This is a genomic window from Bacillus sp. BC08, from assembly GCF_054326875.1.
The window spans coordinates 1-13,772 of sequence record NZ_JBTGPA010000018.1; the positions used below are offsets into that span (position 1 = coordinate 1).

Annotated in this window: 13 protein-coding genes; 11 read left to right on the forward strand and 2 right to left on the reverse strand. The window is 36.7% G+C overall.

The window, feature by feature from the left end; genetic code table 11:
- Window positions 1-274, forward strand: a 274-nt coding sequence (locus ACXVYO_RS02170) for a UDP-N-acetylglucosamine 2-epimerase (protein ID WP_176541828.1), incomplete at its 5' end; no start/stop codon positions are given.
- A gap of 40 nt (window positions 275-314) precedes the next feature.
- Here ACXVYO_RS02170 and ACXVYO_RS02175 read toward each other — a convergent pair.
- Both ACXVYO_RS02175 and ACXVYO_RS02180 read right to left on the reverse strand, forming a co-directional pair.
- Window positions 315-1,448, reverse strand: a complete 1,134-nt coding sequence (locus ACXVYO_RS02175; protein ID WP_426970082.1) for an LCP family protein — start codon at window positions 1,446-1,448, stop codon at window positions 315-317.
- Window positions 1,449-1,522: 74 nt separating this feature from the next.
- Complete coding sequence (locus ACXVYO_RS02180; RefSeq protein WP_073517111.1) at window positions 1,523-2,158, reverse strand: YigZ family protein; 636 nt, start codon at window positions 2,156-2,158, stop codon at window positions 1,523-1,525.
- A gap of 239 nt (window positions 2,159-2,397) precedes the next feature.
- On the opposite strand from ACXVYO_RS02180, the gene ACXVYO_RS02185 reads away from it, so the two are divergent.
- The 10 genes from ACXVYO_RS02185 to cccB all read left to right on the forward strand — a co-directional run bounded on the left by ACXVYO_RS02185 (window position 2,398) and on the right by cccB (window position 13,572).
- Window positions 2,398-3,240 (forward strand): DegV family protein, encoded by an 843-nt coding sequence (locus ACXVYO_RS02185; protein WP_073517110.1) that lies wholly within the window; start codon window positions 2,398-2,400, stop codon window positions 3,238-3,240.
- A gap of 172 nt (window positions 3,241-3,412) precedes the next feature.
- Window positions 3,413-3,727, forward strand: coding sequence for a winged helix-turn-helix transcriptional regulator (locus tag ACXVYO_RS02190; RefSeq protein ID WP_000400858.1), 315 nt, complete (start codon window positions 3,413-3,415; stop codon window positions 3,725-3,727).
- A 145-nt stretch (window positions 3,728-3,872) separates the two neighbouring features.
- Entirely contained in the window at window positions 3,873-5,282 is a 1,410-nt protein-coding gene (locus ACXVYO_RS02195; protein WP_458465911.1) for a C40 family peptidase, read from the forward strand.
- Window positions 5,283-5,409: 127 nt separating this feature from the next.
- On the forward strand, window positions 5,410-6,759 hold the full coding sequence (gene comFA, locus ACXVYO_RS02200; protein WP_458465912.1) for an ATP-dependent helicase ComFA: 1,350 nt from the start codon (window positions 5,410-5,412) through the stop codon (window positions 6,757-6,759).
- A complete protein-coding gene (locus ACXVYO_RS02205; protein ID WP_071724658.1) occupies window positions 6,759-7,463 on the forward strand; it encodes a ComF family protein in 705 nt (234 codons plus the stop codon). Before comFA ends, ACXVYO_RS02205 begins: the two co-directional genes overlap by 1 nt.
- Window positions 7,464-7,589: 126 nt before the next feature.
- Window positions 7,590-7,787, forward strand: coding sequence for a cold shock protein CspC (cspC, locus tag ACXVYO_RS02210; RefSeq protein ID WP_001990088.1), 198 nt, complete (start codon window positions 7,590-7,592; stop codon window positions 7,785-7,787).
- A 320-nt stretch (window positions 7,788-8,107) separates the two neighbouring features.
- Window positions 8,108-8,650, forward strand: coding sequence for a ribosome hibernation-promoting factor, HPF/YfiA family (hpf, locus tag ACXVYO_RS02215; protein ID WP_000671193.1), 543 nt, complete (start codon window positions 8,108-8,110; stop codon window positions 8,648-8,650).
- A 274-nt stretch (window positions 8,651-8,924) separates the two neighbouring features.
- A complete protein-coding gene (secA, locus tag ACXVYO_RS02220) occupies window positions 8,925-11,432 on the forward strand; it encodes a preprotein translocase subunit SecA (protein WP_458465913.1) in 2,508 nt (835 codons plus the stop codon).
- A 133-nt stretch (window positions 11,433-11,565) separates the two neighbouring features.
- Window positions 11,566-12,664 (forward strand): peptide chain release factor 2 gene (gene prfB / locus ACXVYO_RS02225; protein ID WP_097863750.1). Its coding sequence is split into 2 segments (ribosomal slippage): window positions 11,566-11,637 and window positions 11,639-12,664, totalling 1,098 coding nucleotides; the frame shifts between segments, so codons are not numbered across the junction.
- A 584-nt stretch (window positions 12,665-13,248) separates the two neighbouring features.
- On the forward strand, window positions 13,249-13,572 hold the full coding sequence (gene cccB / locus ACXVYO_RS02230; RefSeq protein WP_000727965.1) for a cytochrome c551: 324 nt from the start codon (window positions 13,249-13,251) through the stop codon (window positions 13,570-13,572).
- Window positions 13,573-13,772 lie beyond the last annotated feature (200 nt).

Here is a 13,772-nt window from a genome sequence, read left to right on the forward strand (position 1 = left end):
AATGTTAACTGATTCTGGTGGTGTACAAGAGGAAGCGCCGTCATTAGGTGTACCGGTTCTTGTTCTTCGTGATACAACGGAGCGCCCAGAAGGTATTGAAGCAGGTACATTGAAATTAGCAGGAACAGACGAAGAGACAATCTTTGGTCTTGCTGATGAATTGTTATCAGATAAAGAAGCTCATGATAAGATGTCAAAAGCATCTAATCCTTACGGTGATGGCCGTGCATCAGAGCGTATTGTAGAAGCAATTTTACAACACTTTAATAAGTAAATAAAAAAGAGCCAAATCATATGCGATTTGGCTCTTTTTGTTATTGCTGATTTCTCATAATCCACTCTGCATGAGCATTCGTAGAAGGAGGTGGCTCAGTTGGTGTTTTGTTCTGATTCTGATTCGTTTCTTTCTTTGCTTTTTCGTCAGAGTTAGAATTTGAAGAAGGATTTGATTCGGTTTTTGTAGTTGGATTTTCTTGCGTGTTTGCTGTTTCGCCTAATTCTTTTTTAATTTCGTTACGTACTGTCTCTACACCGATTGGATCTGGAAGGAAGTAATAAATACCACCTATTTTTTTGTCTTCTCCTTCAAGTTTGAACGTTTGTATTGTAGAAGGGTCAAACCCAGACAATTTATTGTAAAGAGCAAGTCCGTCTGAAATAGGAATGTCAGTTTTTATATATTTTCCAACGACTGCCGTTAAATCTTTAATTTTAAATACGGTAGAGGCTGAATTTAGTTTTTGAGCAACAGCTGCTAGTAATTGTCTTTGTCTAGCGGCCCGACCATAATCGCCGTTTGGATCCTGTTTTCGCATACGTACGTATGCAAGTGCTTCTTCTCCATTTAAGTCTTGTTGTCCTTGTTTAAATTCGATTTTTTTGTAGTAATCCACGTCCGAACGCTCCCAAAAATCGAATGGGACATCAACGGTAACACCGCCAACAGCATCAACAATACCTTTAAAGCCTTGGAAATCAATTTTAAGATAATGGTCTACAGGAACTTTTAGAAAACCTTCGACTGTTTTGATTGCCATTTCTTCTCCGCCGTAAGCATGCGCAGCGTTAATTTTGTCCTCTTTGTTCTTACCAACAATTGGAACGCGACTATCACGAGGGATACTCATAAGCGAAATCTTTTTCGTTTTAGGATTGACTGTCGCAAACATTAATGAATCTGTACGACCGTTTTGACCGTCCGTTGCATAATCTTCTATACCCATAATGAGGAGTGTAAAAGGCTCCTTTGTAATTTCTACATCTTCGGTTCTCAAGTCCGATTTTTGACGAGTAAAACCACTATACATCCCCATGAGAGAAGAGTAGGAATTCAATATATAAAGTCCTACACCACCAAATAAAAATACGAAAATAAGGAAGTAGAAAAACTTTCTTCTTCGTTTCTTTTTTATTCTGCTATTTTGGAGATGATAATAACGTTCTTCCATATATAATCTCCTTAGTTCATTTGTAGGGAAGTAATTCACTACATTAATCTTTAGAGGTGATAATATAGTTATTCTTAGATAACATCTTGTTCTAAGTACAACATATCTCCTTCTGTAATTGTACATTTCCCATTTGTTAATTCAATCATCCAATCTGTGAATGCTTGTTTTCCGTCTTCTTCTACATACGTATCAAATGTGACATTTTCTAGGTAATGTATATCTTTAATGGCATATTTCGAATTGCGTAATTCATTTTCAATTTTGCCAAGTAATGTGTAATCAATTTCGGTCTGCATAACACGCATTAGTTTTCGCTGAACGACACCAACATGATTAATACCCTCACTTGTACATTTTCCATATGCGCGAATTAATCCACCTGCGCCAAGTTTGATGCCGCCAAAATAGCGAGTAACGACAACGACGGTATCTTTTAAACCGCGTTTTTTTAGTACCTCTAACATAGGTACGCCAGCTGTGCCGCTAGGTTCTCCATCATCATTTGCTTTTTGGATCTGATCTTGTTCGCCAATCAAATACGCAGAACAATTATGTGTGGCATTCCAATTTTGTTTTTTTATTTTTTGTATAAACTCTTGAGCTTCTTCCTCGGTTGTAGCTCGGCTAATATAACAGATAAATCTTGATTTTTGAATGACAATTTCGTGCTCACCGTAGTCTTTGATTGTTAAATATTGTAATAACACTCGTATACGCCCCTATCTATCAAAATGACTAGTACTTTACATTTTAAAAGCGAGCGTTTTTATATTCAAACATTTTTTATAAATAAGTTGAAATTTTTGATGAGTATTTCACCTTTTTGTTGTAATTTGTCGAGATGGTGAGTATAATTTCAAATCGGCATTTTCATGTATGGATGCACCATTTTTAGTTTTCGTGTAAACTTAGGGAATAAAAACTTTTTTATAAGGCAGGTACGCAAATGAAAACAGCTATTGTTACTGATAGTACAGCATATATACCGAAGCATATTCGTGATGAACTCAATATATATATGATTCCATTAAACGTTGTATTTGGAACGGAATCTTATCAAGAAGAAGCTGAAATTTCAGTAGATGATTTCTATGTAAAAGTACGTGAGCAAGAAGAACTTCCGAAAACTTCTCAGCCAGCAATCGGAAAGTTTGTTGAGTTATTTGAAGAACTATCGAAGGATTATGATGCGGTTATTAGTATTCATCTTTCAAGTGGGATTAGTGGTACATATCAAACGGCAACGACAGCTGGGCAGATGGTAGAGGGTATTGATGTATATACGTACGACTCTGAAATTAGCTGTGAAGTACAAGGATTCTATGTGCGTGAAGGAGCGAAATTAGCAAGCGAAGGAAAGGATCCGAAAGAGATCATTGCCCGTTTTGATGAAATGAAGCAAACGATGGACGCTTATTTTGTAGTAGATGATTTACATCATTTACAACGTGGAGGACGATTAAATAGTGCGCAAGCCTTCATTGGTAGTTTGTTACAAGTGAAGCCCGTTTTATATTTTAGAGATAAAATCATTATTCCATTTGAAAAAATTCGTACACGTAAAAAGGCGTTAAAACGAATTGTTGAAATTTTTGATGAGCAAGCAAGTAAAGGTGTACCTATGGAAGCAGTTATCATTCATGCACAACGTGAAGAGGAAGCGAATGAATGGAAGGCTGAATTAGAAGCAAAATATCCTCATGTCACAATCCGCACAGGTTATTTCGGTGCTGTAATTGGAACGCATTTAGGTGAAGGTGCACTAGGTCTTGGATGGTATACGAAGTAATAAGATATAAAAAGCTCTCTTTTTGAAGAGGGTTTTTTTACGGATATTTTACGTGTAGTTGACAAGTTAATATTTGGAAATGATAGAATGTACGTAAAATAAAATAATGAGGAAAGTTTTATAACTTACTTTTTACAAGAGACTATATTATAATGGAAGAGAGGTGAAACATATGGAGCATAATTCTTGTTTATGTCCAAAGTTTGAGTCAGCTTTTACTTTGCTTAGTAAAAAATGGACTGGTTTAATTATTAAATCTTTGCTTGAAGAGTCAAAACGTTTTAGAGAAATTGCAGATATTATACCAAATATGAGCGATCGTATGTTGTCAGAGCGTTTAAAGGAATTGGAAAGCGAAGGCATTGTAGTTCGTAATGTTTATCCAGAAGTACCAGTTCGAATCGAGTACGGCTTAACTGAAAAAGGAAAAGCATTAGAAAGTGTTATGGATGAAGTTCAAAATTGGGCTGAGAAATGGATGAAATAACGTTTTGATTTCATTTGTATTGGTGTATTTAACAAAACGTAAGGGAAACCTTGCGTTTTTTTTTGCTTATAAAAAGCTTTTAAAATTCTACACATATATACAAAAATATGCATATTTTGCGATAGAGTTACATGTAATATTACATTTGTTTTACAATAGCGTAACATTAGCAAAAAAAATCCCGAATTATGGTATAAATTTTATAGGTTATATACGGAAAAAGACAAAAGAAAGCGGTGTAAAAAATAAAATGAAAAAGCTAAAAATGGCATCTTGCGCATTAGTTGCAGGGTTAATGTTTTCAGGACTAACACCAAATGTATTTGCAGAAGATAAAATTTCTGACGTGAAATCACAAATTAATACACAAAATGACACTTTACATAAACAACAACAAGAACGTGATGAATTACAAAAACAAATGAATGACTTAAACAAAACAATTCAAGGTTTAGATAAGTCTGTTCAAGAGAATACTTCAAAGCTTGATGAAACAACGAAAAAAGTTGCTGATACTGAGAAATTAATCGAAAATAAAAATAAAGATATTGCAGAACTACAAACGAAAATTGCAAAACGTGAAGAGTTATTAAGAAAACGTTTAGTTGCACTTCAAGAGCAACCAAACACAAATGTTGTAACAGAAGTTCTTGTAAACTCTAAAAACGTTGCAGATTTAGTTGATCGTTTAGCTTCTGTTTCTAAAATTCTTGAGTCTGATGAAGATATCATGAAAACACAACAAGAAGATCAAGCGAACGTGAAAAAAGATGTTGAAACGGTAAAAACAAAGCAAAAAGAATTAAAAGAAGCACAAGCTCAAATTGAAACTGCTAAGAAAGAACTTGACGCTGAAAAAGCGAAAAAATCAACAGCAGTAAATGATTTAAGCGGTAAAATGGATACAGTTGTAACTTCAATGACAAGTACGGAAAGTCAATTGAAAGATCTTGAAAAACAAGCACTACAATTACAACGTATTGCTGAACAAGAAGCACAAGAAAAAGCTGCACAAGAAGCTGCTGCTCAAAAGCAAGCAGAGCAAGCTGCTAAAGATGCGCAAGCTCAGTCAGCACAGGCTCAACCAGCACAAGCGGCACCAGCTCAGCCAGCAGCACCAGCTCAAAAAGAAGAACCTAAAAAAGAAGAGCCTAAAAAAGAAGCACCTAAGCAAGAAAAGAAACAAGCAGAGCCAGCACCAACTCCAAATGCGGGTGGCGTAATTGGTAAAGCGCAAGGCTACTTAGGTTTACCATATGTTTGGGGAAGTGCATCTCCATCAAACGGTGGTTTTGACTGTAGTGGATTCATTTCTTACATCTATGGTGTAGGACGTCAAGACGTTGCAGGTTACTGGAACTCAGTTTCTAAAGTAAGTAGCCCACAACCTGGAGATTTAGTATTCTTCCAAGGCACTTATAAACCAGGTCCATCTCACATCGGTATTTACGTTGGGAATGGCCAAATGATTCATGCTGGTGATAAAGGGATTGCTTACGCTAGCTTAAGCAGTAGTTATAATCAAAAACATTTCTTAGGTTATGGAAGATTATAAGATTATAATTTAATAAAAAAACGTGTATAAAGTCGATAGCTTACTATTTTATAAGTAGGTTATCGGCTTTTTTGAGTTTTTACGAGATTATGAGAAGGGTTTATAGTAGTGCTGGAGGTGGTTGCTGATGTTAGCAGGGAAACAGTTACTATTAGAGGAACTCTCTTCAGATTTAAGGGATACATTACATGATTTGAAAAAGAAGAGGAAGGTCGTATGTGTACAAGGCGTAACAAAAAAGTCTTCTAAATATATATGTCAGCGCTGTGGAAATATAGAGCAACGACTATTTGCATCATTTTCATGTAAAAGATGTAGTAAAGTGTGCACGTATTGCAGGAAGTGTATCACGATGGGGAGAGTTAGTGAATGTGCTGTACTCGTTCGTGGGATCGCTGAAAGAAAAGGTGAAAAAGGTTTAAATTCGTTACAGTGGAACGGAACTTTGTCTACTGGTCAGGAGTTGGCGGCGCAAGGTGTTATAGAAGCTATTAAGCAGAAAGACTCTTTTTTTATTTGGGCTGTGTGCGGGGCTGGAAAAACAGAAATGTTGTTTTACGGTATTGCAAAGGCACTTCAAAAGGGAGAAAGAGTTTGTATCGCAACGCCAAGAACAGATGTTGTACTAGAATTAGCGCCGAGATTACAAAAAGTGTTTCCAAATGTAAATGTAGCGTCCTTATACGGAGGAAGTGAAGATAGGGACAAAGATGCAGCGCTAGTCGTTGCAACGACTCATCAACTGTTACGTTACTATAGAGCGTTTCATGTCATGGTTGTAGATGAGATAGATGCCTTCCCGTATTATGCAGATCAAATGTTACAGTATGCAGTGCAACAAGCGACGAAAGAGAAAGCAGCGCGTATTTATTTAACGGCGACTCCTGATGAAAAGTGGAAGCGTAATTTCAGAAGTGGGAAACAAAAGGGTATTATTGTCTCAGGGCGATATCATCGTCATCCGTTACCAGTTCCTCAATTTTGCTGGTGCGGAAGTTGGAAGAAAAGCCTCCATCATAAAAGAATTCCTCGAGTGTTACTACAATGGTTAAAAATGTACGTAAGCAAAAAGTACCCCATTTTTTTATTTGTTCCCCATGTGCGATATATAGAAAAAATGAGCCTGATATTGAAAGGATTGGATCATAGAATTGATGGTGTACATGCAGAAGATCCGATGAGAAAAGAAAAAGTAGCAGCTTTCAGAAAGGGAGAAATTCCATTATTAGTTACAACGACAATTTTAGAGAGAGGAGTAACTGTGAAGAATTTACAAGTTGCGGTGTTAGGGGCGGAAGAAGAAATCTTTTCAGAAAGTGCGCTCGTACAAATTGCAGGCCGAGCAGGTCGTAGTTTTGAAGAACCATATGGCGAGGTCGTTTATTTTCATTGCGGTAAGACAGAGGCGATGGTACGCGCGAAAAAACATATTCAAAGTATGAACAAAAAGGCGAAAGAACAAGGATTAATCGATTAATGCATTGTCTACTTTGCGATGAGTATATATTGGAAACAGTTAGTTGGTACACCTTCTTTGTAAAGCCTCATAAAAAATATATATGTGATAGATGTGAGCAGAAACTTTCCTATATTATAGGAGACATTTGTATGGAATGTGGGCGACCTTTAGAGGGCTTGCCTTCCGAATATAAAGAAAATGATATTTGTGTAGATTGCATAAGATGGATAAACAAGGAGAAATATCGTCCTTTTAAAAATCGTTCTTTGCACGTGTACGATGATGAGATGAAAGAAATAGTAGCACAGTTTAAGTTTCGGGGGGATGCGGAGTTAGTTCATATTTTTCATCGATCTTTTCGGGAGTTATTTCAAAAGCATTTTACGAGTGTTTCAAGTGTTATTGCTGTTCCGCTTAGTAGGGAACGGGAATATGAACGTGGTTTTAATCAGGCAGAGTTATTAGCAGCTTGTTTACCTGTCAAAATTTCTTATCCATCATTAAGAAGAAGAGAAACAGAAAAGCAAAGTAAGAAGAAACGTAAAGAAAGGCTTTCGGGAAGTAATCCTTTTTATTTTCAGGGAGAAGATATGTTTCATGACCAACATATCTTACTCGTTGACGATGTATATACGACAGGAATTACAGTTAGGCAAATTGGAAGTCTTTTATACGATAGAGGAGCAAGGGAAGTTTCTAGTTTGACGCTCTGTAGAAGTTGATCTGTAACTGTCGAAAGGGATAATAAAAAGGCGATAAGTCTCCTTTGACTTCGTAAGTTGTCATTCGTTATAGTCAAAGTATGGGGCGAATGCCCTGATTTTTAGAGTGAAGGGAATGGAATGAACATGCAAGGAAGAGTGAAATGGTTCAATGCAGAAAAGGGATTTGGATTTATTGAGCGTGAAGATGGTGATGATGTGTTTGTTCATTTTTCTGCTATTCAACAAGATGGATATAAGTCATTAGAAGAAGGGCAACAAGTTGAGTTTGATATTGTAGATGGAGCACGTGGACCACAAGCAGCTAATGTTGTAAAACTGTAGGAATATTGTTTTTGGGAAGAGAAAGCTGCGTTTGTGGCAACGTTATATATATGGTAGAACCTCTTGTTTTTTACAGGGGGTTTTTGTTATGAATCAAGTTGTCAAAAAGTTGTTTCTTTTCTGTAACGAATTGTCCACAGTTATATTCGTTATTCACGATGTTAATAGGATAAAATAAAGATAGAAACGATGCATCTTTTCATTTCAACAAAAAACGATAAAAAAATCGCAATTCCACTAATTTTTTTAAAAAAGTTAGAAGGAGTTTTTAAGCCAATGTCGAAATTATAGTACATAGGCTTGAAAGGAGGAATTCATCTATGAAATTCAACATTCGTGGTGAAAATATTGAAGTAACTCCAGCATTAAAGGAATATGTAGAGAAAAAACTAAGTAAGTTAGAGCGTTATTTTGATACATTCCCAGAGATTAAAGTTAATTTAAAAGTATACTCTGACAAGCAACGTGTCGAGGTAACAATTCCATTTACTGATTTATTACTTCGTGCAGAAGAAACTAATAGCGATATGTACGCTGCTATCGATTTAGTAGTTGATAAACTTGAGCGACAAATTCGTAAACATAAAACAAAGGTAAATCGTAAGTTACGTGAGAAAGGTTCTGTGAAAACGAACTTTATCCTTCCAGAAGCAGTAGCTGTTCTGGATGCGGTAGAAGAGGATGAATTAGAACTTGTACGTACAAAACGATTCGATTTAAAACCGATGGACGTCGAAGAAGCGATCCTACAAATGGATATGCTAGGACATAATTTCTTCGTCTTCACAAATGCTGATACAAATGAAACTAATGTTGTATACGGCCGTAAAGATGGGAAATACGGTTTAATCGAAACTAAATAATAATTCAAAAGCGCAGCCGAAATGGCTGCGCTTTTTTTGCTAAAAATAGATTTTTTTAAAAAGTTTCCTTAATTTAGAACGAGACATTCGGCCGATTGTTGTCATAGTTATAAAACAAGTGTTACAATTATCATTAGGTATATACATTTTAGTTTTTTTAATTAGGAGAAAAATTGGCATAACATACATTTGATTTTTATAACGACTGATTGTAATAGAAAAAGAAAAAACAATCGGAAGTTTTATTTTAATAAAAAAGAGGAGCGTATTTCCTATGATCGGTATTTTAAAAAAGGTATTTGATGTAAATCAACGCCAAATTAAACGTATGCAGAAGACAGTTGAGCAAATTGATGCATTAGAATCATCTATTAAGCCACTAACAGATGAACAATTAAAAGGAAAGACGCTTGAATTTAAAGAACGTCTAACAAAAGGTGAAACAGTAGATGATCTACTTCCTGAAGCTTTTGCGGTTGTTCGCGAAGCTGCGACTCGTGTTCTTGGAATGCGTCCGTATGGCGTGCAGTTAATGGGTGGTATTGCCTTACATGAAGGGAATATCTCTGAGATGAAAACGGGTGAAGGTAAAACGTTAACATCTACATTACCTGTATATTTAAATGCTTTAACAGGAAAAGGTGTTCACGTTGTTACGGTCAATGAATACTTAGCGCAACGTGATGCAAGCGAAATGGGACAACTTCATGAGTTCCTAGGCTTAACAGTAGGAATTAACTTAAACAGTATGTCACGCGAAGAAAAACAAGAAGCTTATGCTGCTGATATTACGTATAGCACAAATAATGAGCTTGGATTCGATTACTTACGTGACAACATGGTTTTATATAGAGAACAGTGCGTTCAGCGTCCACTTCATTTTGCTATTATCGATGAAGTCGATTCTATTTTAGTCGATGAAGCACGTACGCCGCTTATTATTTCGGGACAAGCTCAAAAATCAACAGAGCTATACATGTTTGCAAATGCATTCGTTCGTACGTTAGAAAATGAAAAAGAGTATTCATTTGATGTGAAAACGAAAAATGTAATGTTAACTGAAGATGGTATTACGAAAGCAGAGAAAGCTTTCCATATTGAAAACTTATTCGATTTAAAACATGTCGCACTTCTTCACCATATTAATCAGGCGCTTCGTGCACACGTTGTCATGCACCTTGATACAGATTATGTTGTACAAGAAGGCGAAATCGTAATTGTAGACCAATTCACTGGTCGTCTTATGAAAGGGCGTCGCTATAGCGAAGGTTTGCACCAAGCTATTGAAGCAAAAGAAGGCGTAGAAATTCAAAATGAAAGCATGACACTCGCAACAATTACGTTCCAGAACTATTTCCGTATGTATGAAAAGTTATCTGGTATGACTGGTACAGCAAAAACGGAAGAAGAAGAATTCCGTAGTATTTACAATATGAATGTTATCGTAATTCCAACGAACAAAGATATTATTCGTGATGACCGTGCTGATTTAATCTTCAAATCAATGGAAGGCAAATTCAATGCAGTTGTTGAGGATATTGTAAATCGTCATAAACAAGGGCAACCTATTCTTGTTGGTACAGTTGCAATTGAAACGTCAGAGCTTATTTCAAAAATGTTAACACGTAAAGGTGTACGCCATAACATTTTAAACGCGAAAAACCATGCGCGTGAAGCAGATATCATTGCAGAAGCTGGTATGAAAGGTGCTGTAACGATTGCAACGAATATGGCTGGTCGTGGTACGGATATTAAGCTTGGAGACGATATTAAAAACATTGGTCTAGCAGTTATCGGTACAGAGCGTCACGAAAGTCGTCGTATTGATAATCAGTTACGTGGTCGTGCTGGTCGTCAAGGGGACCCTGGCGTAACGCAGTTCTACTTGTCTATGGAAGATGAACTAATGCGCCGCTTCGGTTCTGACAATATGAAAGCGATGATGGATCGCCTTGGTATGGATGATTCACAGCCGATTGAAAGTAAAATGGTTTCTCGTGCGGTAGAATCTGCACAAAAACGTGTAGAAGGAAATAACTATGATGCACGTAAGCAGTTACTGCAGTACGATGATGTACTTCGTCAGCAACGTGAAGTTATTTACAAACAGCGTCAAGAAGTAATGGATTCTGAGAACTTACGCAGTATTATTGAAGGTATGATGAAATCGACAGTAGAACGTGCTGTTGCGCTTCATACACAAGAGGAAATTGAAGAAGATTGGAACATTAAAGGTCTTGTTGACTACTTAAATACAAACCTTCTGCAAGAAGGCGATATAAAAGAAGAAGAGTTACGTCGTCTTGCTCCAGAGGAAATGAGCGAGCCAATTATCACGAAATTAATAGAGCGTTACAACGACAAAGAAAAGCTTCTGCCAGAAGAGCAAATGCGTGAGTTTGAAAAAGTTGTTGTATTCCGTGTAGTAGATACGAAATGGACAGAGCATATTGATGCGATGGATCACCTTCGTGAAGGTATCCATTTACGTGCTTACGGTCAAATTGATCCACTTCGTGAGTATCAAATGGAAGGATTCGCAATGTTCGAGTCAATGATTGCTTCTATTGAAGAGGAAATTTCTCGTTACATTATGAAAGCTGAAATTGAACAAAACTTAGAGCGTCAAGAAGTTGTTCAAGGTGAAGCTGTTCATCCATCTAGCGATGGCGAAGAAGCGAAGAAAAAACCAGTTGTAAAAGGTGACCAAGTGGGTCGCAACGATTTATGTAAATGTGGTAGTGGCAAGAAATATAAAAACTGCTGTGGCATTGTAAGCTAATAAAAAATGCGGCTGCTGAATTCAGCTTGTTTTGCAAATTATAATAAAAGGATTAAACTCTCTCCCTAGTAAGTGGAGGGAGTTTCCCTTGTTTTCATACGAAAGTAACAGCAATTACATAGAGGTGAAGGAAATGGAATTAGTAGAAATTAGACAAGAATTAGAGAAAATGGCTAAGAGATTAGCGGCTTTTAGGGGGTCTCTTTGACCTTCCTACTAAGGAAAAACAAATTGCAGAATTAGAAGAGACAATGATGGGCGCAGGATTTTGGGATGACCAACAAGGCGCACAAGTTGTAATTAACGAAGCTAATGCACTGAAAGAGATGGTTGGAAAGTTCCGTCAGTTAGATGAGACATTCGAAAATTTAGAAATCACGCATGAGCTTTTAAAAGAAGAGTATGATGAAGATTTACATGAGGAGCTTGAATCAGAAGTGAAAGGCTTAATTCAAGAGATGAATGAGTATGAGCTTCAGTTACTACTAAGCGATCCTTATGATAAAAATAACGCGATTTTAGAATTACACCCAGGTGCTGGCGGAACAGAGTCACAAGACTGGGGTTCTATGTTATTACGTATGTACACACGTTGGGCTGAAAAACGTGGATTTAAAGTAGAAACGGTTGACTACTTACCAGGTGATGAAGCTGGTATTAAGAGTGTTACTTTATTAATTAAGGGTCATAACGCTTACGGTTACTTGAAAGCAGAGAAAGGTGTACATCGTCTTGTGCGTATTTCACCATTCGATTCTTCAGGCCGTCGTCATACATCGTTCGTATCTTGTGAAGTTGTACCTGAGTTCAATGATGAAGTTGAAATCGAAATACGTTCAGAGGACTTAAAAATTGATACGTACCGTGCAAGTGGTGCAGGTGGACAGCATATTAATACGACAGACTCAGCAGTTCGTATTACACATACACCTACAAACACAGTTGTAACGTGTCAGTCAGAGCGTTCACAGATTAAAAACCGTGAGCACGCGATGAAAATGTTAAAAGCGAAATTATACCAAAAGAAATTAGAAGAGCAACAAGCAGAATTAGATGAAATTCGCGGTGAACAAAAAGAAATCGGATGGGGTAGCCAAATTCGTTCTTACGTATTCCACCCGTATTCTCTTGTGAAAGACCACCGTACAAATACAGAGGTTGGTAACGTGCAAGCAGTTATGGATGGAGAAATTGATCCATTTATTGATGCTTACTTACGTTCTCGCATTTAATAAAGTGAAACTTTAATCAGTGGGGGGCATCCCCACTGATTATCAGCCCTCACCAATCGGGCTTTTACGGGCAGTTGATTCCGCACCTAACTTCTTTGCTTTCGCTGAATTTTGAGTTGAGGATCTTACTGCCCGTTAATGCGGGGTAAGCGAAAAAAAGCCAACAAAGTTGTCGGCATATGCTGAGGATAATCGAGGATATAAAGAATTTGATTTTATTTCTATAAATGAAGTAAAGAGGAAGAGAAGTTGGAAACGACAACTTCTCTTTTTGATGGGATTATATGTAGCATACAATGTTGTATATTGTATTGTAAAAAGTAGAGAATAGTAAAACAGAGCGGCAATAGAGTAAGACTTGAACAGAACTTTTGTGATTTTCTGTTCAACAAGAATTCTTTATAGAAGTTTTTACGTTGTTCACAGAATTGAAACAACTTATGAAAGCTTTATATTATCAGGGTTCTTACTGTATTTTTGAAGAATATGAAATATACCTTAGTTTTTCTATATAAAGATAATGCTTATAATGAAAATGAGTGTGTTAGGAATGAAAAGAATATCAACAATGGGGAGCGATAGAAGTGAAAAAGAAATTGTTGGCTATTGCGCTAGGAACATCAGTTGTTTTTGCTTTAGGAGCATGTGGAAATAAAGAAGAGAGTAAACCTTCGAAACAATCTGCAAGCACAGATAGCGCAGAGCAAATTTACCAAAAAAGTTGTATAGGCTGTCACGCGAAAGATTTATCGGGAGCAACTGGACCGGATTTACGAAAAGTGGGACAGAAATATGATGCAGCAGAGATTGAAAAGATTATTGAAAAAGGTCGCGGTTCCATGTCACCAGGAATTATTCAAGGTGAGGATGCGAAAAAAGTAGCTGAGTGGTTAGCTGAACATAAATAAAGTGGGTAAAATGGACGAGTTGATTACATAATCTTATCCCAAAATGATTTTTGGGTAAGAACTATGACAGCTCGTTTCCTTTTTTTGGAGTGTAACATAACTGTAACAAAATTGTATCCGAACTGGAAACCGTTTGATGTTACAATGGGGTTTGTAGAATTTTGCTGAAATATATTACATAGTAGTATTGCTTATAAATG